General features: G+C 41.3%; 16 protein-coding genes and 1 tRNA gene. 13 read left to right on the plus strand and 4 right to left on the minus strand.

Annotation, left to right across the window (positions count from 1 at the left end; all coding sequences use genetic code 11):
* Window positions 1-23 precede the first annotated feature (23 nt).
* Entirely contained in the window at window positions 24-638 is a 615-nt protein-coding gene (locus tag M1F05_RS01395; protein ID WP_206085224.1) for a trimeric intracellular cation channel family protein, read from the minus strand.
* A gap of 143 nt (window positions 639-781) precedes the next feature.
* Here M1F05_RS01395 and M1F05_RS01400 point away from each other — a divergent pair, with 143 nt between their 5' ends.
* Complete coding sequence (locus M1F05_RS01400; RefSeq protein WP_241016857.1) at window positions 782-2,089, plus strand: DUF3748 domain-containing protein; 1,308 nt, start codon at window positions 782-784, stop codon at window positions 2,087-2,089.
* 289 nt (window positions 2,090-2,378) lie between these two features.
* Here the strand turns inward: M1F05_RS01400 and M1F05_RS01405 are convergent, their stop codons facing one another.
* Complete coding sequence (locus M1F05_RS01405) at window positions 2,379-2,690, minus strand: YceK/YidQ family lipoprotein (RefSeq protein WP_206084861.1); 312 nt, start codon at window positions 2,688-2,690, stop codon at window positions 2,379-2,381.
* A gap of 390 nt (window positions 2,691-3,080) precedes the next feature.
* On the opposite strand from M1F05_RS01405, the gene M1F05_RS01410 reads away from it, so the two are divergent.
* Entirely contained in the window at window positions 3,081-4,739 is a 1,659-nt protein-coding gene (locus M1F05_RS01410) for a putative transporter (RefSeq protein WP_206084859.1), read from the plus strand.
* A 321-nt stretch (window positions 4,740-5,060) separates the two neighbouring features.
* On the opposite strand, the gene M1F05_RS01415 is transcribed toward M1F05_RS01410, so the two are convergent.
* Together M1F05_RS01415 and M1F05_RS01420 are read right to left on the minus strand one after the other, a co-directional pair.
* On the minus strand, window positions 5,061-6,317 hold the full coding sequence (locus M1F05_RS01415) for a valine--pyruvate transaminase (protein ID WP_206084856.1): 1,257 nt from the start codon (window positions 6,315-6,317) through the stop codon (window positions 5,061-5,063).
* A 205-nt stretch (window positions 6,318-6,522) separates the two neighbouring features.
* Entirely contained in the window at window positions 6,523-7,086 is a 564-nt protein-coding gene (locus M1F05_RS01420; RefSeq protein ID WP_206084855.1) for a DNA-3-methyladenine glycosylase I, read from the minus strand.
* A gap of 201 nt (window positions 7,087-7,287) precedes the next feature.
* Here M1F05_RS01420 and glyQ point away from each other — a divergent pair, with 201 nt between their 5' ends.
* The 11 genes from glyQ (at window position 7,288) to M1F05_RS01475 (ending at window position 21,233) form a co-directional block, all read left to right on the plus strand.
* On the plus strand, window positions 7,288-8,196 hold the full coding sequence (gene glyQ, locus M1F05_RS01425; RefSeq protein ID WP_206084853.1) for a glycine--tRNA ligase subunit alpha: 909 nt from the start codon (window positions 7,288-7,290) through the stop codon (window positions 8,194-8,196).
* 9 nt (window positions 8,197-8,205) lie between these two features.
* The gene (gene glyS / locus M1F05_RS01430; RefSeq protein ID WP_318825967.1) at window positions 8,206-10,275 is read left to right on the plus strand and encodes a glycine--tRNA ligase subunit beta; all 2,070 of its coding nucleotides are present in this window, start codon (window positions 8,206-8,208) and stop codon (window positions 10,273-10,275) included.
* A 220-nt stretch (window positions 10,276-10,495) separates the two neighbouring features.
* Window positions 10,496-10,572 (plus strand) — tRNA-Pro (locus M1F05_RS01435).
* Window positions 10,573-10,813: 241 nt separating this feature from the next.
* Window positions 10,814-12,379 carry a ShlB/FhaC/HecB family hemolysin secretion/activation protein gene (locus M1F05_RS01440; RefSeq protein WP_206084849.1) on the plus strand — a complete coding sequence of 522 codons (1,566 nt, stop codon included), beginning with the start codon at window positions 10,814-10,816 and terminating at the stop codon, window positions 12,377-12,379.
* 602 nt (window positions 12,380-12,981) lie between these two features.
* The gene (gene dppA, locus M1F05_RS01445) at window positions 12,982-14,589 is read left to right on the plus strand and encodes a dipeptide ABC transporter periplasmic-binding protein DppA (RefSeq protein ID WP_206084847.1); all 1,608 of its coding nucleotides are present in this window, start codon (window positions 12,982-12,984) and stop codon (window positions 14,587-14,589) included.
* A 168-nt stretch (window positions 14,590-14,757) separates the two neighbouring features.
* Window positions 14,758-15,777, plus strand: coding sequence for a dipeptide ABC transporter permease DppB (gene dppB / locus M1F05_RS01450; protein ID WP_206084845.1), 1,020 nt, complete (start codon window positions 14,758-14,760; stop codon window positions 15,775-15,777).
* A gap of 10 nt (window positions 15,778-15,787) precedes the next feature.
* Window positions 15,788-16,690 carry a dipeptide ABC transporter permease DppC gene (gene dppC, locus M1F05_RS01455; RefSeq protein WP_206084844.1) on the plus strand — a complete coding sequence of 301 codons (903 nt, stop codon included), beginning with the start codon at window positions 15,788-15,790 and terminating at the stop codon, window positions 16,688-16,690.
* Window positions 16,691-16,702: 12 nt separating this feature from the next.
* Window positions 16,703-17,683 (plus strand): dipeptide ABC transporter ATP-binding protein, encoded by a 981-nt coding sequence (gene dppD, locus M1F05_RS01460; protein ID WP_206084843.1) that lies wholly within the window; start codon window positions 16,703-16,705, stop codon window positions 17,681-17,683.
* Window positions 17,680-18,684, plus strand: coding sequence for a dipeptide ABC transporter ATP-binding subunit DppF (gene dppF / locus M1F05_RS01465; protein ID WP_206084842.1), 1,005 nt, complete (start codon window positions 17,680-17,682; stop codon window positions 18,682-18,684). The genes dppD and dppF overlap by 4 nt, the downstream gene beginning before the upstream one ends.
* A 196-nt stretch (window positions 18,685-18,880) precedes the next feature.
* Complete coding sequence (locus tag M1F05_RS01470) at window positions 18,881-19,579, plus strand: HAMP domain-containing protein (RefSeq protein ID WP_206084841.1); 699 nt, start codon at window positions 18,881-18,883, stop codon at window positions 19,577-19,579.
* Between the two features lie 169 nt (window positions 19,580-19,748).
* Complete coding sequence (locus M1F05_RS01475; protein WP_206084840.1) at window positions 19,749-21,233, plus strand: M16 family metallopeptidase; 1,485 nt, start codon at window positions 19,749-19,751, stop codon at window positions 21,231-21,233.
* The last annotated feature ends 25 nt before the right edge of the window (window positions 21,234-21,258 follow it).

Raw genomic sequence — 21,258 nt, forward strand, 5'->3', positions numbered from 1 at the left:
TTAATGGCTCAATAGAATAGAGGTTAATCTTGGTTTTCGTAGTTAAATATCGGTAATCCAAGTCGGTAGCGAATTGCGATTAAGCGTGCACTTAACCCGACAACAAGGGTAATAATAACGACGATATCTTGGGGGAGTGGGGTTTGTAACAAACCGATATAAATCCATGCGGCTGCGAAAGAGACCCCAGCATAGACTTCTTTTTGGAAAACCAAAGGAATGGTATTACACAGCATATCCCTGAGAACGCCACCAAATACACCAGTGATAACGGCAGCAATTGCGGCAATAATAGGGCTATAATTCATATCGAGCGCAATTTGAGCACCAAGAATAGAGAAAACGATTAGCCCAATGGCATCCAAAATAAGAAATAGGCGGCGCAAGTGTTTCATCATTGGCGCTATCCAAATGGTGACAACAGCTGCGCCAGCAACAGTTAGGATATATTCTGGGTGTGCGACCCAGCCTAATGGGTAGTGTCCAAGTAAGATATCACGCACAGAACCACCGCCTATAGCGGTTGCAGAGGCAATAATAATGACACCGAAGACATCCATTTTACGTCTACCAGCTGCCAGAGCGCCTGTCATTGCTTCAGCGGTGATACCTATAATATAAAGCACACTTAATAACATAATGGTTTTATTCAATATTAAAGTTATTGCTAAAGGGTAATATTACTTTTGAAATTTCTCGACTGAGATTTTCTAGTACCATGCAAATTAGATTAGTTAAAGTAATCCGATAGCTATATTAAATGATGTGAAAGGATAACAGATTGAATAGTAAATTGCCTTATAAAGAAACACGTTTAACAAACGATAATCGGAGCCACCAACTTACGAACATTAATGTATGGACACCTGATAGCTTGTGGATAGCTTATGACATTCGACCAAATGGCAGTTCATTTACGGGTTTATCGATAGAAAAAATTCATGTAAATACATTGGAAGAAGTCGAAATTTATCGAGCTAACTATGGGGCGCATGTTGGTGTCGTGACAGTAAGTTCACAACACCCCCCTCAATATGCATTCATTCATGGCCCAGAATACCCTGATGAGCAATGGTATTATGACTTTCATCATCGCCGTGGTGTATATGTCCATGACATTCAACTGAATGTGGCTTGTCCTATTGATGCGATGTGTATTTCACCACCTTATATTGCAGGTGCACTGAGAGGGGGGACTCATGTCCATGTGTATAGTCCTGATGGTAAATGGTTAAGTTTTACGTATAACGACCATGTGATGCATGAGTTAGATGTGACGTTGGATCAACGGAATGTGGCTATTGCTGTACCCGCAGGGGCTGTTAATGTTGAGCCGAAAAAACATAAACGTGAGTATAATGGGGACTACTTTTGTTGTGTTGTGAGCCAGACGATTGCAGAACCTAAGCCTGATAGTGATGAAATTAGCCGTGCCTATGAAGAAGGTTGGGTTGGGCAACGAGGTTACCAAAAGCAAGATGGTCAATGGCAAGAAAGGGCACTTGTTTTTATTGGGGATACACATACTCAGGATGGTGAGGTCATTCCTGAAATTTTCATTGTGGATTTACCTTCACAGCCTCAATGTTGTATGGTTGCAGGGGAAAAACCACTTCAGGGGACAGAGTTGAGTCTGCCTGCACCACCAAAAGGTGTACATCAAAAGCGGCTTACTTATACGCATCAGCGTAAGTATCCAGGTTTAGCAAAACAGCCGAGGCATTGGCTTCGTACTTCACCAGATGGTAAATCAATAGCTTGTTTGATGCATGATGATTTTGGCAACGTGCAGTTATGGTTAGTTAATAGTGTAACGGGGGAGTTAAATCAAATCACTCATGGTGATTCTTCAATACAATCTGCATTTAATTGGGATAGTAAAGGTGAGCATATTTGCTTCGTGTACGACAACAGTGTGACCATTTGCCATGTTGCGACACAAACGTTAATTAGATTAACTGAGCGTACTGAACAAGCGCCTAGCGCTGATGCGGTCGTTTTTTCTCCGAATGATAAACTTATCGCATTCATGCGAGACATAGAAGGTTTTAGACAACTTTATATCGTAGAAACGGGTTTACATTGTTAGAATAATATCAGTAGGTCACTATAATTATGAATAAAAGAGAAGTAGTAAGCTCTTTTATTCATAAATGACTTTATTTTATTCTGAATTATGCTCTAATTATTTTATATTTTAATAAGGTAATTTTTTAAGTTGGATATTCAACACGAAAATATTTCAGATAAGTGTCGTTAAATATTGCATTTTCGAAAATATAACAAGAAAAATTGGTGTCACTAATAAATAGAAAATAACGCACTATATATCCCATTTTTAATTAGGGATTAAGATAGATTTCCAACCTGAATGAGTATTATTCTTTATTTTCTTTATTATTCAGACCTTCTAATCGCTTCTTAGGGGAGTCCTCTTTTCCATCATCGCCTGATCTTGCATAGTCTAAAGGGATTAGAAGTGTATCCATAACAATAGAAAATGGGAGGTCAATCGCAAGTAGAGGCCTAACTACCCAGCCAGTTTCATCATCGTTCATCATTTTAATGCTATTTTTAGAGCCTGGGTAGTAACCATCAGAGGGACCTGCATGAGTCATAATACTTGAGCAGCCGCTTAAAAACAGCGGTGTGATAAGAGCAATTAATCGTGCTGCATGTAAACTCGGCATATGGTGGTTAACCTATATTTTGCTGATTATTCCTGATTTTCATTCATCATATCGAAAAACAAAAAATTCACAATCGCAGTGTTGTATTATTATTTAATTAAATGGCATACATTTTCTTAATTAATATTTAATTATATCTTATTGATGAAGATTGTTTCTTTTTTGTATTTATTTTATGAATTGTGAAGAACTTAGAAAAAGAAAGAATGATTATTTTGATATTTGTTATCAATCTGAAAATTCAAAGACATAGAGATTTTAATTCATTCTAAAGTGTGCTCTATGACACATCTTACTCTTTTTCTATTTGGCATAATCGATTCAGTAGTATGTTTTATCGCCGATATAGGCTTGGTTTCTGGGTAACTTATCGTCAAAAGGATGCGGTCTATGAGTGAACTAGCTCTTACTGTAAGTTTGTTGGCGTTGGCTGCCGCTCTAGGGTTATGGATAGGAAACTGGAAAATCCGTAATGTTGGATTGGGAATTGGTGGTGTCCTTTTTGGCGGGATCATTGTCGGGCACTTCGCCCAAAGCTATGGCCTACAACTTAATAAGGACATGCTGCACTTTATTCAAGAATTCGGTTTAATCTTGTTCGTTTATACTATCGGTATTCAAGTTGGCCCTGGTTTTTTCTCTTCATTACGTGTTTCAGGTTTGAAGCTTAATGGTTTTGCATTAATGATTGTGGCTTTAGGCGCAATAGTTACAGCCATTATTTACAAAGTTGCCAATATTCCACTCCCCATTATTCTGGGTATTTTTTCAGGGGCAGTGACAAACACCCCATCTCTTGGGGCTGGCCAGCAAATTCTGACAGATTTAGGATCAGACCCAAACCTTGTAGGCCAAATGGGGATGGGTTATGCAATGGCCTATCCCATGGGGATCTGTGGAATATTACTGGTGATGTGGCTAGTGCGGATTATTTTCAGAATTTCAATCGATAAAGAAGACTCTGCCTTTAATAGTACCAATATCCAACAGCGCGATACATTGCAAACCATGAATATTGCGATCCGTAATGCCAACCTTGATGGCTTAATGATGCAAGATATTCCATTGCTCGGTAGTGAAGCGATTGTGTGTTCAAGGCTAAAACGTGGCGATATGCTGGTTGTTCCCCAGCCAACAACAGAAATTCATTTAGGTGATTTACTGCATGTTGTTGGGCAAAAAGATGACCTAAACAAAGTACGCTTAATATTAGGAGAGGAAGTTGATGCCTCTTTATCTACATCAAGTTCCATTTTGCATTCTGTTCGCGTAGTGATTACTAATGATGCTGTATTGAGTAAAAGGCTTAAAGACCTGAACTTAAAACAAAAATATGATGTTGTTGTCACACGATTAAACCGAACAGGGATTGATTTAGTTGCGAATAATAATTCAGTACTGCAATTCGGCGACATTTTAAATATTGTTGGGCGACCAGAGTCCATTGAAGCTGTCACAGCGTTGCTAGGAAATGCCAAACAAAAATTACAGCAGGTGCAAATGTTACCTGTCTTTCTAGGTATAGGACTTGGTGTGGTTCTTGGTTCAATTCCTGTTTTTGTGCCTGGTTTCCCAGCCGCATTAAAATTGGGGCTCGCTGGTGGACCGCTAGTTGTTGCACTGATTCTAGGTCGAATTGGTACTATTGGACGCCTGTATTGGTTTATGCCTCCAAGTGCTAATCTTGCATTAAGAGAGCTTGGCATTGTGATGTTCCTTGCTGTTGTTGGGCTAAATTCAGGTGGTGATTTTATTGAAACGCTGATCAGAGGCGATGGATTAACCTGGATTGGTTATGGGTTACTCATTACGTTTGTTCCCTTATTTATTACCGGTATTGTTGCCAGAGTGTTTGGTAAAATGAACTATTTGAGCTTATGTGGTGTATTAGCGGGCTCAATGACTGATCCTCCGGCGCTTGCATTTGCTAATAACATTCACCCAACGAGTGGTGCACCTGCGCTGTCTTACGCCACGGTATATCCATTAGCGATGTTTTTGCGGATTATTTCTCCACAATTAATTGCGATTCTATTTTGGACTCTTTAATGTTTACGATGATATGCGGAGTTTTTTCAATTGAAAGGTTAAAAATATTTAATATTTCAATTGGATAGTTAATCTGATGTAAGGTAGGGAGCACGACAGTGAAATGAGGTATCCGAACATATAGCAGCTAAAAGTGCTTTTGTTCAAGCTATAACCAAACAAAAAAGGTGTTCTAATAGATTTGAATGATATTCGTATTGAAAAAGTTATTTGATTTCAATTACGGAGTTCTCGCTAATTTTTCGCCCTCTCAATTTGAAAGGGCTTTTTTTTCTTAAAATTAGCGAGTCAGACGCAGTTAAAACAAGATTTCTATCTCGTCTAGCAAGTCACTTCCTGATATGCTTTTTCTAACTCTTCCGCTAATATTTTGATCCCTTGCTCTATTTTTTCTGGCTCAGGAACGTAATTCATTCGCATGCATTGGTGTGCATGTGGCCAGTCTTGTTCAATACCAGGGAAGAAATAGTGCCCAGGTACCATCAGGACACCACGCTTTTTCAAACGTTGGTATAACTCTAAGCTATTAATTGGTAAGTCTTTAAACCATAGCCATAAGAAAATAGCGCCTTCTGGTTTGTGAATGAGGCATTTATCTTCGGGTATATAACGGCGAATGATCTTAATAGCTTCTTCAACACGTTGCTGGTAGAAAGGGCCAATAACATTCTTAGATAATGAGATTAAATCATCCCTTTTCAGCATTTCCAGTGCTAATGCAGGGCCTACACCACCAGGGGCGAGGCTAATAATACCGTTCATATTACTAACGGCTTCAATGATTTCTTCATTGGCAATTATGATACCGCAGCGAGTACCTGGTAAACCAAGCTTAGATAAGCTCATACAAAGAATGACATTTTCATTCCAAAATGGTGTCGCTTCACTAAAAATAATACCTGGAAAAGGTACACCATAAGCATTATCTATCAGCAATGGGATGTTGTGTTGTTTTGCTAATTGATCTAAGTGCTCAACTTCTTCATCTGTGATCACGTTCCCTGTTGGATTTGTAGGGCGAGATACACAAATAACACCAATATCATCAGTGACTTCTAAAGTATTAAAGTCAACACGATATTTAAATTGGCCATTAGGTAAATATTCAATTTGTGGTTTGTTCGCAACAAACAGGTCGTCATCAAGGCCTGAGTCCGCATACCCGACATATTCTGGGGCAAGAGGAAAGAGGACTTTACGAGTGATACCATCTTCAAAGCGACCGGCTAGCAGGTTAAATAGGTAGAAAAAAGCACTTTGGCTGCCATTTGCTAGCGCGATATTTTTCGCACTGATGTTCCAGCCTAGTTTTGCTTTTAGCGTTGCTGCAAGCGCTTTCAACATGGCATCTTTGCCTTGAGGACCATCATAGTTGCATAAAGTGTCCGTCAATTGGCCATTTGCACACATTTCAGTTAATAATTCTTGGAAGTATTTATCCATCTCAGGGATATGGGCGGGATTACCACCACCAAGCATGATGGAGCCAGGGGTTCTGATGCCCTCATTCAAGTCTTTCATTAATAATGAAATCCCTGAATTTTGAGCGAACTTATTACCAAATTTAGAAAATATCATTGCATTAATTCACATATGTCTATTAGGTTGTTAATGGAATTTAAAACATACTCTGCCCAATCCTAGAGTTCAACCGCTTATTTTTATTTAATTTCAATTTAAAATGTTGCAAATAAAGAAATAAATAGACATATAGTTTTTGATGTTGATGTTTTGATAGTTTATTTTTCTTTCCCAGCAGGGTGGTCCATCTATAAATTCTGAATCATTTAAATTGGTAACAGCTAATTAAGTGGTCATTTATCATGCCAGTGGCTTGCATGAAGGCATAACAGGTGATTGAGCCAACAAATTTAAATCCCCGTTTTTTGAGTGCGTTGGAGAGTTTTTTGGAAAGTTCTGTTTCCGCGGGGACTTGGGACGAACTTTCCCAGCGGTTGATTATTGGCTGTCCGTCGACAAATTCCCATAGAAAAGTTGAGAAGTCTTCTCCATTTTTTTGCATTGCTAAATAAGCGTTTGCATTTGCAATTATCGCATTGATCTTTAAGCGGTTACGAATAATTCGTGGGTCTTGCATTAATCGCTCAACATCGTCTTCATTCATCAATGCAATACGTTGGGGATCAAATTGGTGGAACAATTCCCGATAGTTTTTGCGTTTTTTTAAAATTGTGTACCAAGATAACCCTGCTTGCTGCCCTTCTAAACAAAGCATTTCAAATAAATGCTGATTATCATGGTTTGGTTTGCCCCATTCATCATCATGGTAGGCAATATATTCAGGATCTTGATTGACCCAATGACAACGTGTCGGTGATGTATCCATTTTTCATCCTTTTTCCAATCACAATCAACTTGCCTCAAAAACACAATACTTATACTGTATAAATAACCAGTTTAAAAGGGATGAAAGGATATTTTTTTATTTTTAGAATAAATACAGACATATTCAATGCTGTATATCTGTCGGTCAAAGGGTATACTGGCGTACTTTCATTAAATTTAACGTATCGCGTGCGGATCTAACATGCAAAAGTTTGATACCAAAACCTTCCAAGGTCTTATCCTGACATTACAGGATTATTGGGCGCGTCAAGGCTGTACCATTGTTCAACCACTGGACATGGAAGTCGGCGCAGGAACCTCCCATCCAATGACGTGTTTGCGTGCATTAGGCCCTGAGCCTATTGCTGCGGCTTATGTTCAACCCTCTCGTAGGCCAACTGATGGTCGCTATGGTGAGAACCCAAACCGTCTGCAACATTATTATCAGTTTCAGGTGATCATCAAACCATCACCAGACAACATCCAAGAACTGTACCTCGGCTCGTTGAAAGAGCTAGGGGTAGACCCAACTATTCATGATATCCGCTTTGTTGAAGATAACTGGGAAAACCCAACACTAGGTGCTTGGGGACTAGGTTGGGAAGTGTGGTTAAACGGGATGGAAGTCACTCAGTTTACCTACTTCCAACAAGTTGGTGGGCTTGAATGTAAACCTGTAACGGGTGAAATCACTTATGGTTTAGAACGTTTGGCTATGTACATCCAAGGTGTCGACAGTGTGTACGACCTTGTGTGGTGTGATGGCCCGTTAGGCAAAACCACTTACGGTGATATTTATCACCAAAATGAAGTTGAGCAATCCACCTATAACTTCGAATATGCAAATGTTGATTTTCTCTTCAAATGCTTCGAAGAATATGAGAAAGAAGCACAACATTTGTTAGCATTGGAAACTCCTCTTCCATTGCCTGCTTATGAACGCATCTTAAAAGCCGCTCATACTTTCAACTTACTGGATGCGCGTAAAGCCATTTCTGTTACTGAACGCCAACGCTATATTTTACGAATTCGTACCCTCACTAAAGGGGTCGCAGAAGCGTATTATGCTTCACGTGAAGCGCTTGGATTCCCTATGTGTCATAAGAACTAAGAGGCTGTCATGACTCAACAGACTTTCCTTGTGGAAATCGGTACCGAAGAGTTACCGCCGAAGGCTCTTCGTTCATTAGCTGAATCATTCGCTGTAAACTTTACCGCAGAGCTTGATGGAGCTGACATTGCTCACGGCGCAGTAACTTGGTTTGCTGCTCCGCGTCGTTTAGCGCTTAAAATCGCCGATTTAGCGGCATCACAACCTGATCGTGAAGTTGAAAAACGCGGCCCTGCTATTGCCCAAGCATTTGGTGCAGACGGACAGCCGACTAAAGCGGCGGAAGGCTGGGCGCGTGGTTGTGGTATTACTGTTGATCAAGCAGAGCGTTTGACGACAGATAAAGGCGAATGGTTACTGTATCGTGCGCAAATGAAAGGCCAAGCTGTCAGCGAATTGTTGGTGGATATGGTCAGCCGTTCATTAGCGAAACTGCCTATCCCTAAATTGATGCGTTGGGCAGATAAAGACACACAATTTGTGCGTCCTGTTCATACTGTTACACTGCTACTGGGTAGCGATGTTATTGACGGTGAAATTTTAGGCATTAAGAGCGCGAGAACGATTCGTGGTCACCGCTTTATGGGCGAACCTGAGTTTACGATTGATAATGCTGAGCAATATCCGGCTATTTTACGCGAACGCGGTAAAGTCATGGCGGATTACGAAGAGCGTAAAGCGGTTATCAAAGCCGACGCAGAAAAAGCGGCCCAAGCGTTGGGTGGAAAAGCAGACTTAACCGAAAACTTATTAGAAGAAGTTGCTTCATTGGTTGAATGGCCAGTGGTATTAACTGCTAAATTTGAAGAGAAATTCTTAGAAGTTCCTTCAGAGGCGCTGGTTTATACTATGAAAGGCGACCAAAAATATTTCCCTGTTTATGATAACGCTGGCAATTTAATGCCAAATTTCATTTTCGTGGCGAATATTGAATCTTCCGATCCACAGCAGATTATTTCTGGTAACGAAAAAGTCGTTCGTCCTCGTCTAGCCGATGCGGAGTTTTTCTTTAAAACTGACCGTAAGCAACGTTTAGAAGATAATTTACCACGCTTAGAAACAGTCTTGTTCCAAAAACAATTAGGGACATTGCGTGATAAAACGGATCGTTTAGAAGCTTTAGCGGGTTGGATTGCAGGTAAAATTGGTGCGGATGTTAACCATGCAACTCGTGCAGGGTTATTAGCGAAATGTGATTTAATGACCAACATGGTCTTCGAATTTACTGATACACAAGGTGTCATGGGAATGCATTATGCACGCCATGATGGTGAATCAGAAGACGTTGCATTAGCAATTAAAGAGCAGTATCAACCACGTTTTGCTGGTGATGAGCTGCCTTCTACTGATGTTTCTGCTGCATTAGCACTTGCAGAGAAGATGGACACATTAGCGGGTATCTTCGGAATCGGCCAGCACCCTAAAGGGGATAAAGACCCATTTGCTTTGCGTCGTGCTGCATTAGGTGTTCTGCGTATTATCGTTGAAAAAGGTTACCAGCTTGATTTAGTGGAAATGACTGAAGAGGCTGCACGTTTATACGGTGATAAATTAACCAACAAAGATGTAGTCAATGATGTGGTTGAATTTATGCTTGGCCGTTTCCGTTCTTGGTATCAAGAGCTAGGTTATAGCATTGATACCATTCAAGCGGTATTAGCGCGTCGTCCAACGCAGCCTGCTGACTTTGATGCACGCGTGAAAGCAGTTACGCATTTCCGTACATTGGAAGAAGCACAGGCCCTTGCGGCGGCAAATAAGCGAGTTTCAAATATTCTGAGTAAATCAGATGAGAAATTATCTGATACTGTTTTAGCATCCGTGCTGAAAACGCCAGAAGAAGTGAAACTGGCGACACACGTTGTTGTTCTGCAAGATAAGCTAGCACCAATGTTTGCAGAAAGAAACTATCAAGATGCACTTGCTGAGCTCGCTTCTTTACGTGATGTCGTTGATGAATTCTTTGAAAATGTCATGGTAATGGATGAAGATCAAGCTGTTCGAGTGAACCGTTTAACACTTTTAAGCCAGTTACGTGAGCTATTTTTAAAGGTGGCAGATATTTCTTTACTACAATAAGGCCAAGTTGCACATTTAATGTGCAACTGAGTGTCTTTTTATAAAAGTTAATCTGTTTGATAAATAAGCGCTAAATTGTATTTAGCGCTTATTTTTGTAGTGAGTTTGGTAAAAAAACAAAGAAACCTTACATTTTTGGCGGTTTTATCAGCAAATGAACGAGATTCGATAAAAATGGGTTGACGACCCCCATTCTTGGCAGTATTATTCACACCGTTTTCGGCGAGTAGCGCAGCTTGGTAGCGCAACTGGTTTGGGACCAGTGGGTCGGAGGTTCGAATCCTCTCTCGCCGACCAAATTCCAAAACCCACCTCATAGAGGTGGGTTTTCTCGTTTTAGCTCCTCGCAATTTTAAACCTTTCGATTATTATTTTTTCAGATTAACTTTGATTGCAACCTATTGCTGTATTTGGTGTTATACACACCTACGGTTTGAGTTTTCCTCATGAATTACGTACTGGCTACAATAAAGCTTATTTATTAGCTCAAGTTGTTTATGGCGCTGATAAAGGTATTTTTCATGACAAGGACTCGTTAATGAAAACCAAACATGTTACCCCCTCTATTTTTCTTATCCTTTACTTTGTTGCCCTAATAGCGGTGATACCAAAAGGTTTTGCAGCGCCAAATAGGCAAAATGCGGATGTGAGCCAGCTTACGCCCCTATCTTGTATCATTATTAACGTTCTTAATTTAATGGGTATGGAGCGGTTACCCAAGATTAAACCTAAGCAGATAAAAATCTGGCGTGGGATGATTGAAGGTCGATGTATGACTCCGTCTGAGTTACTTACCTATGCGGATTATATAAATACAGAGCTGATTAAAGCAGGTTATTTAACGTCTTATCTGTCTTACCCTGAACAACCCTTGTTTTTGGACATTTTACAGGCCGAGGTTATTACAGGGGCTATTTCGAATATTCATTATCAGGGGGGAGCCAATATTTTTCCTTTTGAAACGGGCGATGTTCTAAATTTACGACATATTGAACAGGGTTTGTATAATCTACAAAATGCAGCTTTAGTTCCTTACCATATTAATTTAGCGCCTGATGAGATGAATCCTCAGGCAACTGAGATTATTGTCGTTGGTGGGAATCAACGTGCTCAAAGAGGAACATTGTCTATTGAATATCGTCCTTTTGATAGCCAGCCTAAAGCCGTCATCTCTCATGATGTTATTTTTGCTAATCCGTTACGGATAAATGATTCGCTGTATTTAAATGCAAATCATTCTTTAGGTTCTCCGAATGGAAATAAGCTACAAGCTATCGCGCTTGGTTATTCGCTACCATACCGTTATTGGTTGTTTTCTCTTTATAGTCATTACCAAAATAGCCAAACAAAGATACCAATTAATGACATCGCATTGAAGATGCAGCAACGTAATCGGGCATTATTACTGACCGCACAATATATTTTTAATCGCACTGAAAATAGCGTTACTTTATTTAATGTTAGTTCGCAAATTCAAACTATTGATACCTTTTTAGCAGGGCAACGCCTAGTAACGCAAAGGCGGCTAGCGAGCTATTTGTCTGGTGAACTGATTTACCAGCATATTTTTTCACGAGGCCAAGCGACGGTATCTCTGAAATACAAACAAGGGAACCGTTTGTTTGGCGCCAATGCGACACAAATTACAGGGTTAGAACGGCCTCAAATTTACCAGCTATCATTTTCATCAGCTTGGGGAAGCACACCTATTTATTATCAGAATAGTTTAGATATCCAATTGAGCCGCTCTAAACTCGATGGATTATTAGAGCGAGAGATTTTTTTTGGAAGAAACGGCGTGCAGGGTTTTCCAAATACAGATGGTATTGAGTTGGGGGACAATAGCTTAAAGCTACACAATGAAGTGAGTTGGGATATACCGAGGGAACAAACTCAGTTGTATAGTTCTATTGGAATGGGGGTAACGGCAAATGATAGAACAACATTTTGGCGAAAAAATGCCTTATTAGGCTGCAAGGCTGGAGTGAGGGGGTCAATAGGGGCAATCAATTATCATGTTTTCCTTGAAGCGCCTATTTGGCAAGTTAATCAGGTTGTTGCTAATAGCCTCCATTCAGGTATCCAAGCGAGTATGCGTTATTAGCCAATAATTTAACAACAGCATGAGAGGGAGGGGAGCGCCTTAGCCAATTGTAGCTTTTATCAACAATATCATAGAATTTTATGTATACAGCTTGAATGATTAAAAGGAACGCATAAAAATTATTTTATTCTTTAAGTTATCAATTGGTTAAAATTATGTTTAGCATGAACAGGCGAATGTTTTTAATATGGATAAAAAATAAACTAAATAATAACATGCTAAAATAATTTCAATCCTCATTTCCTTCAGTGTTTTATTTCAGCAGCTATTGGGTAAAGCGCTATATTCGTTCAGTAATTCAGCACTTAATCACAAATATAAAAATAAATAACCCCAACACAAAACACTAATCATTACTAATAATATGGTTATAATGCCTGCTTATTGGCTTCGTTATTGCTATTTTAGCCTAAATTAACATGCTAATTGTTTCTAATATGTTACGAGTTTTGTGTGTGGTGAGTCAATGCAGCTATTGACGAAGTGAGTGACAGTTGATTAATTGCTCAATGAATAACAAAAATACAGATACTACTTCTGTCATTTTAATGGCGGGGTTAGTCATCGAGCAAAAACAACATGAACACCACAGGAGCATACAGATGCGCTCTATTAAAAAAACAGGTCTACTTTCAGTAGGATTAACACTAGCAGCATTAGCAGTGTCGGCATCAGTACAAGCTAAAACATTAGTGTACTGTTCAGAAGGTTCGCCAGAAGGCTTTAACCCTCAGTTATTTACGTCTGGTACAACATACGATGCAAGTTCAATTCCGCTGTATAATCGTTTAGTTGAGTTTAAATTAGGTACTACAGAGATTGAGCCAGGCTTAGCAGAGAGCTGGGAAGTGAGTGATGATGGAAAAGTGTATACCTTCCACCTACGCAAAGGCGTGAAATGGCACTCAAACAAAGAATTCAAACCAACTCGTGACCTCAATGCGGATGATGTTACCTATACATTCATGCGTCAAAAAGATGCAAACCACCCATATCATAAAGTTTCTGGCGGTAGCTATGAGTACTTCATGGGAATGGATATGGATAAAATTATCGATAAAGTTGAAAAAGTCGATGATAACACAGTAAAAATTACACTAACTCGCCCTGAAGCACCATTCTTAGCGGATATGGCAATGGACTTCGCTTCCATTTTGTCTGCGGAATATGCTGACCAAATGTTGAAAGCAGGAACCCCTGAAAAAGTTGACTTAAACCCTATCGGAACGGGCCCTTTTGTTTTACAACAGTATCAAAAAGACTCCCGCATTTTATATAAAGCGAATGACCAATATTGGGGAACAAAACCAAAACTTGATCGCTTAGTGTTTTCAATCACGCCTGATGCTTCAGTACGTTATGCGAAACTGCAAAAAAATGAATGCCAAGTTATGCCATATCCAAATCCAGCTGACTTAGAGCGCATGAAACAAGACAAAGATATTACCTTGTTAGAGCAACCAGGTCTGAACGTGGGGTACCTCTCTTATAACGTAGAGAAAAAACCACTGGATAATCAAAAGGTTCGTCAAGCATTGTCAATGGCAGTGAATAAAGATGCGATCATCGAAGCGGTTTACCAAGGTGCAGGCCAAAAAGCGAAAAACCTGATCCCACCAACCATGTGGAGCTATAACGATGCCGTGAAGGATTATGAATATAATCCAGAAAAAGCCAAAGCACTGTTAGCAGAAGCAGGTTTCCCGAATGGGTTTGAAATTGATTTGTGGGCGATGCCAGTTCAGCGCCCATATAACCCAAATGCACGCCGCATGGCCGAAATGATCCAAGCGGACTGGGCGAAAGTTGGCGTGAAATCAAAAGTTGTTAGCTATGAGTGGGGTGAATACCTCAAGCGTGCTAAAGACGGTGAGCCACAAACGGTCATGATGGGTTGGACGGGTGACAATGGGGATCCAGACAACTTCTTTGCCACATTATTTAGCTGTGCTGCGAAAAAACAAGGCTCTAACTACTCCAAATGGTGTAACGAAAGCTTTGAAAACCTGATCCAGCCTGCTCGTATGACGGCAGATCATAACAAACGTGTTGAACTGTACAAACAAGCACAAGTCGTCATGCATGACCAAGCGCCAGCGCTGATCATTGCTCACTCAACTGTGTTTGAACCAGTGCGTAAAGAAGTGAAAGGCTATGTGGTTGATCCACTAGGTAAGCACCACTTCGAAAACGTCGACATCGAGAAGTAATCGTATCTAATCTGTCTATGCCCTTCGTTGCTGGTTTGGAACGAAGGGCGTTTTCTTCTTTAAAAGAAGCAGAGAAGTTCAGTTGTTTGTGAGCACCCAGAAAAGTGATTTTCTGAGTAGCCAAACGGACTAAGAGCCGTCAACGGCATTATTAAAGAGATTCAGGATATGCTGCAATTTATCCTCCGACGATTGGGGCTTGTGATCCCCACGTTTATCGGTATTACATTACTCACATTTGCTTTTGTCCATATGATCCCTGGGGATCCAGTCATGATCATGGCGGGCGAAAGAGGGTTATCCCCCGAAAGACACGCCTATCTAATGGCTGAATTAGGGCTCGATCAGCCACTTTGGAAACAATACCTGCATTATATCAATGGCATATTTCATGGCGATTTAGGGATTTCCCTAAAAAGTCGCATTGGCGTATGGGAAGAATTTGTTCCACGCTTTTTAGCAACTGTCGAATTAGCCACCTGTGCCATGATTTTCGCGATTTCTGTTGGCATCCCTGTTGGGGTATTAGCCGCAGTTAAACGCGGGTCGATTTTTGACCACACCGCGATTGGACTTTCCTTAACTGGTTATTCAATGCCGATTTTCTGGTGGGGGATCATGCTCATCATGTTAGTGTCGGTACAGCTTGACTTGACGCCTGTTGCAGGGCGGGTAAGTGACACAGTTTTCCTTGATGATTCACAACCACTCACGGGTTTTATGCTTATTGATACCCTAATTTGGGGGGAAAGTGGTGATTTTGTTGATGCGTTAGAACACCTTATCTTGCCATCCATTGTATTGGGGACGATCCCATTAGCCGTTATTGTGCGAATGACACGTTCTTCCATGTTGGAAGTATTGGGTGAAGACTACATCCGTACCGCACGAGCGAAAGGCTTAGGCCGTGCAAGGGTTATCCTTATTCATGCTTTACGTAATGCTTTGTTGCCAGTGGTCACCGTGATTGGCTTACAGGTTGGGGTTATGCTAGCGGGGGCTATTTTGACCGAAACCATTTTCTCATGGCCAGGGCTAGGCCGTTGGTTAATCGAAGGGCTACAACGCCGTGATTACCCTGTTGTTCAAGGTGGTGTGTTGCTTGTTGCCACATTGATTATCTTCGTTAACTTAGTGGTCGACGTGCTGTACGGCATTGTAAACCCAAGAATTCGTCATAAGAAATAAGGAGCGCTAAATGTCTCAATCTACTGAGCCAACCGTTGTCAGCGCCCCACAGCCGATGACACCGTTACAAGAATTTTGGCACTATTTTAAACGCAACAAAGGGGCAGTTGTTGGGATGTTTTACATCATCCTGATGGTGCTAATCGCGATTTTTGCAGGAGTACTCGCCCCTCATGCTCCAGATGAACAATTCCGTGACTTTTTGCTTGCCCCACCAGTTTGGCAAGAGGGCGGAACGTGGCAATTTATTTTAGGCACCGATGACGTTGGGCGCGATTTATTATCTCGCTTGATGTATGGCGCCCGTTTATCACTGCTAGTTGGTTGCCTTGTGGTTGTGCTTTCACTGATCATGGGGGTAACAATTGGTGTGATTGCGGGTTACTTTGGTGGTGTCGTTGATGCGCTGATTATGCGTGTTGTCGATATCATGTTGGCGTTGCCAAGCCTGTTATTGGCCTTAGTGCTAGTGGCTATTTTTGGCCCTTCTATTGTGAATGCTTCTATTGCATTGACATTCGTGGCATTGCCTCACTATATCCGTTTGACGCGTGCAGCCGTTTTGGTCGAAGTAAACCGTGATTATGTGACCGCTTCACGTGTTGCTGGTGCAGGGGCTATTCGTCAGATGTTTGTCAATATTTTACCTAACTGCCTCGCGCCCTTGATTGTTCAGGCATCGTTAGGGTTTTCGAATGCTATTTTAGATATGGCTGCTTTGGGTTTCCTTGGTATGGGGGCTCAACCTCCAACGCCAGAGTGGGGAACAATGCTGTCTGATGTGTTGCAGTTTGCACAGAGCGCATGGTGGGTCGTGACGTTCCCAGGATTAGCAATTTTATTAACTGTATTAGCGTTTAACCTGATGGGCGATGGTTTGCGTGATGCATTTGATCCAAAACTCAAGCAGTGATGAGGTAATTTAATGGCACTGTTAAATGTAGAACAACTTTCGGTACATTTCGGCGACGACAAAGCTCCGTTTCGCGCCGTTGATCGGATCAGCTATAGCGTTGAAAAAGGCCAAGTCGTCGGGATTGTTGGCGAGTCAGGTTCAGGAAAATCGGTTAGCTCTTTAGCCATTATGGGGTTAATTGACTATCCTGGAAAAGTGATGGCGGACTCATTAAAGTTTGATGGCCGTGATTTATTGTCTATCCCTGAGAAAGAGCGCCGACAAATTGTCGGTGCCGATGTTGCGATGATTTTCCAAGATCCGATGACCAGCTTGAACCCGTGCTTTACAGTGGGTTATCAAATCATGGAAGCATTAAAAGTTCATCAAGGTGGTAATAAAGGTACTCGTAAGCAACGAGCGATTGATCTACTTGATATGGTGGGGATCCCTGATCCTGAATCACGCTTGGATGTGTATCCGCACCAGTTATCGGGTGGGATGAGCCAACGAGTGATGATTGCGATGGCGATTGCCTGTCGTCCTAAGTTATTGATTGCAGATGAGCCAACAACCGCACTGGATGTGACGATTCAAGCACAGATTATTGAATTACTGTTGGAGTTACAACAGCAAGAAAATATGGCTCTGGTGCTGATTACTCACGACCTTGCATTGGTTGCTGAAGCCGCTCACCACATTATCGTGATGTATGCAGGGCAAGTTGTCGAGTCAGCAAAAGCGAGTGATATCTTTAAACATCCTCGTCACCCTTATACACAGGCGTTATTACGTGCGCTCCCTGAATTTGCGACGAATAAATCACGTTTAGCTTCACTCCCAGGCGTAGTTCCTGGTAAATATGACAGGCCAACGGGTTGCTTGCTCAATCCGCGTTGCCCGTATGCCACAGAGAAATGCCGCCAAGAAGAGCCAATGTTACAAACCGTTGGTGATCGCCAAGTTAAATGCCATATGCCGCTTGATGATATGGGGAGGCCAACACTATGAGTGACAAACATGCAGCACCACTGCTAAAAGCCGTGGACTTGAAAAAGTATTATTCCGTCAAAAAAGGTGTGTTTGGTGCAGAAAAAACGCTAAAAGCACTGGATGGCGTTTCATTTGAGCTCGAAAGGGGCAAAACATTAGCCGTTGTAGGTGAGTCGGGTTGTGGTAAATCCACATTAGGCCGCTTGCTGACGATGATTGAGCAACCTTCAGATGGCGAGTTGTATTACCAAGATCAAAACCTGTTAGTTAAAGATAAATCAGCTGAAAAATTACGTCGTCAAAAAATTCAAATCGTCTTTCAAAACCCGTATGGGTCTTTGAATCCACGTAAAAAAGTGGGACAAATATTGGAAGAGCCATTAGTGATTAATACATCGCTTTCGAAAGAAGAGCGGAAAGAAAAAGTATTATCGATGATGGCTAAAGTCGGTTTGAAAACAGAGCATTATAGCCGTTATCCGCATATGTTTTCAGGTGGTCAGCGTCAACGGATTGCAATTGCACGCGGTTTGATGCTTGACCCTGATATTGTGGTGGCTGATGAGCCTGTCTCTGCGCTAGATGTGTCTGTACGTGCTCAAGTGTTAAATTTAATGATGGATCTTCAACAGGATTTAGGCTTGTCTTATGTGTTTATTTCCCATGATTTATCCGTGGTGGAACACATTGCCGATGAGGTGATGGTGATGTATTTGGGGCGTTGTGTGGAAAAAGGGACGAAAGAGCAGATTTTTAACAATCCTCTGCACCCTTATACACAAGCGTTACTTTCGGCAACCCCAAGGCTGAACCCAGATTCACGTCGTGAACGCATTAAATTAACGGGAGAATTGCCAAGTCCGTTGAACCCACCTCCTGGCTGTGCTTTTGCTGCACGTTGCCGCCGTGCATTTAGCCAATGTACACAATTTCAACCGACACTGAAAGAATATGACCAGCAGCTTGTCGCATGTTTTGCTGTCGATGAAGACGAAAAACACACGATTGTTGTAAGTTAAATTTTTGAATGGCAGAAAGTCCCTCTTTCTGCCATTTTATTTGTGGAGTTAGTGCATAATTCTCTTCGAGCTGTATCTTATCTTAAATATCCAATCTTTCTTTTTAAATTACTCTTTTGCAGATAAAATCAAGTATACTGACAGATGTTTTTCGTTCTTCTTTAAAAAGCGACTTGATTAGGAAGGTTGTGGCCAAATGAATACGCAAGTCCAACGCTCACTAACATTAAAAAGTATGGTTGCATTTTTTGCGATTACATTACTCTCACTTGCGCTTTTTTTAGCTATTCAATTCAGTTACTTACTAGAGCAGCGCAAGCAGGATTACTTGGGTCAGCTCAGTAATGCTGTTGTGCAAATTCAAAAACCATTAACAGATTCTCTGCTAAGCTCAGATCTTAACGAAGCGAAAAAGTTGCTTGTGAGCTTAAAAACCTCTGGCATTATGGGAAAAGCGATAGTTACTGTTGATGATGCTACCGTCATGAATTTAAGTTTTGCGACGCCAAAGCCGATACCTGAATGGGTAGAGTATATTGTGGGCATTCCTGTGGAAATGACAGTGCCATTATATGCTTATGGCAATGTTGTGCTACAAGCCAAGCCTCAAGGCTATTTGACCTTACAGGTAGATTCGAACCGAGTTTATCGATTTGCACTAAATACGCTTGCTTTAATGACGACCACTTATTTGTTGTTGGTATTGATTATCGCAATTGCGATGACCTGGTGTGTTAGTCGTATGATTGTTAGGCCATTACGTAAAATAGCGATTGAATTGCAAACTAATGAATCGGTAAATCAAGTCACCGTATCTAGCTATCATCACGATGATGAGCTTGGTTTATTGGCAAAAGGTTATAATCGTCAAAGAAAACAACAAAATTCAGACTAAGCCATGAACATGCTTTCAGCTTTATGGTCTAATATCGTTAGAGTGGTGGCAATGAAAGATTGGATAAAGCCATACGATATCGTTTAACCCAGTAAGTTCGCGTTTTTCGTTAACTTATTCGTTGTAATTTGCGGTTAAATATAAAGATATAAAACACATAGGGGTTTACATGCAGGGCTTGAAAGTTCGGTATATTATCAGTGTTGTATTACTGTCAGTTGCGCAATTTGCGCAGGCTGAACCGTTACAACCCGATCCAGCATGGCAGCAAGGAAAGCTAGAAAATGGCTTTAGCTGGCAATTATTACAAACACCACAGCGCCCGAATGACCGTATTCAGCTCAGGTTAGCCATTAAAGCAGGTTCATTATCAGAAAAAGCGAGTGAAAAAGGTTATAGCTATTTAATCCCTAAAATGGCGCTACTTCACCAAACAGAAGCATTTCCGACGGCGACTTTACAAGAGTTTTGGCGACAGGCGACCGATCCAGATATGCCAATTCCTCCTGCCGTGGTTTCTTATGACTACACGATTTACAGCTTAAGTTTACCGAACAACCGTCCTGATTTAATTAAACAGGCGCTGAGTTGGCTGTCAACATCAGTAGCAGGTGCAACATACACAGAAGCAGCATTGCACAATGGGCTAGAAGCTCAAAATGTGCCTGTCGCAACGCTACCATTAAATGCGAATGATCCCGTTTGGCGTGCGCGTTTGAAGGGTTCAGCCATGATGGGATATGACCCAGGCCAGAAACCTAGTGGGAATGTTGATCTCGCAGGTGTGAATGATTTTTACCAAAAATGGTACACGCCAGATGTGATGACACTCTATGTGGCGGGGCATGTGGATTCACGGATGTTGTCCGATACAATCTCACAAACTTTCTCTGGGCTGCAAGGAAGACGTTCAGAACCTGTTTCTGTGGCGGTATTATCCACCGTTAAGCCGCAGTCTATTGATATCCTGCAGGATCAACCAGCACAAGATACCCTGTCTTTAATTTGGGATATTGATTGGTTACCAATTAATGATTCAAACATTTTATTGCGTTATTGGGCGAGTGATTTAGCGCGTGAAGCAGTTTACCGTACGTTACAAAAATCATTTAACCAAAAATTCAATCAAGATGAAGTTGTCCCTGGTTTAGATTGCCGAGTGCAATATCAAAAAGCGACTTGTACGCTTACCGTTACAGCAGCGCCAGAAAAAATGGCTGCAGTAACAGACCTTGTAGCGAGTGAACTGGCAGCAATTAATCAAAACGGGATTTCACCTGAGTTGTTCGATGAGATGATCAAAGAAAAACAGGTGCAGTTGTCTCAGTTGTTTGCTGCGTATGCACGCACCAGTACGGATGTCCTGATTAGCCAGCGTTTGATTTCCCAGCAAAATGGTGTTGTGGATATCGCACCAGAGCAATATCAACGCTTAAGGCAGGCTTTTTTAGCTGCACAAAGCCTTGAGCAAGTGAATATGGAAGCGAGACGTTTGCTGTCCCAAGAGGCTGCTTTTGTTTTAGCACAGCCTAAAGATAAGCAAACCATGGATGCAGAACAAATTCGCCAGAAATTCAATAAAGTTCTTTGGCCGAAAATTCCTACAACTCCAGAGCCAACTCCAGTTGCGCCAGCAACTCCAGCTGCCCAATAATCGATAAAAAGATAGCCTGCGTAAA

Origin of the sequence: Providencia sp. PROV252, from assembly GCF_033676005.1 — a bacterium.
In the GTDB taxonomy this organism is placed as follows: Bacteria; Pseudomonadota; Gammaproteobacteria; order Enterobacterales; family Enterobacteriaceae; genus Providencia; species Providencia vermicola.

Excerpts from the sequence above, each read along its gene's own strand:
- glyQ (WP_206084853.1), top strand. The coding sequence starts at position 7,288 with ATGCAAAAGTTTGATACCAAAACCTTCCAAGGTCTTATCCTGACATTA.
- M1F05_RS01415 (WP_206084856.1), bottom strand. The coding sequence starts at position 6,317 with ATGATATTTTCTAAATTTGGTAATAAGTTCGCTCAAAATTCAGGGATT.
- glyS (WP_318825967.1), top strand. The coding sequence starts at position 8,206 with ATGACTCAACAGACTTTCCTTGTGGAAATCGGTACCGAAGAGTTACCG.
- dppB (WP_206084845.1), top strand. The coding sequence starts at position 14,758 with ATGCTGCAATTTATCCTCCGACGATTGGGGCTTGTGATCCCCACGTTT.
- dppD (WP_206084843.1), top strand. The coding sequence starts at position 16,703 with ATGGCACTGTTAAATGTAGAACAACTTTCGGTACATTTCGGCGACGAC.
- M1F05_RS01405 (WP_206084861.1), bottom strand. The coding sequence starts at position 2,690 with ATGCCGAGTTTACATGCAGCACGATTAATTGCTCTTATCACACCGCTG.
- M1F05_RS01470 (WP_206084841.1), top strand. The coding sequence starts at position 18,881 with ATGAATACGCAAGTCCAACGCTCACTAACATTAAAAAGTATGGTTGCA.
- M1F05_RS01410 (WP_206084859.1), top strand. The coding sequence starts at position 3,081 with ATGAGTGAACTAGCTCTTACTGTAAGTTTGTTGGCGTTGGCTGCCGCT.
- dppA (WP_206084847.1), top strand. The coding sequence starts at position 12,982 with ATGCGCTCTATTAAAAAAACAGGTCTACTTTCAGTAGGATTAACACTA.
- M1F05_RS01395 (WP_206085224.1), bottom strand. The coding sequence starts at position 638 with ATGTTATTAAGTGTGCTTTATATTATAGGTATCACCGCTGAAGCAATG.
- M1F05_RS01475 (WP_206084840.1), top strand. The coding sequence starts at position 19,749 with ATGCAGGGCTTGAAAGTTCGGTATATTATCAGTGTTGTATTACTGTCA.
- M1F05_RS01440 (WP_206084849.1), top strand. The coding sequence starts at position 10,814 with ATGAAAACCAAACATGTTACCCCCTCTATTTTTCTTATCCTTTACTTT.
- dppC (WP_206084844.1), top strand. The coding sequence starts at position 15,788 with ATGTCTCAATCTACTGAGCCAACCGTTGTCAGCGCCCCACAGCCGATG.
- M1F05_RS01420 (WP_206084855.1), bottom strand. The coding sequence starts at position 7,086 with ATGGATACATCACCGACACGTTGTCATTGGGTCAATCAAGATCCTGAA.
- dppF (WP_206084842.1), top strand. The coding sequence starts at position 17,680 with ATGAGTGACAAACATGCAGCACCACTGCTAAAAGCCGTGGACTTGAAA.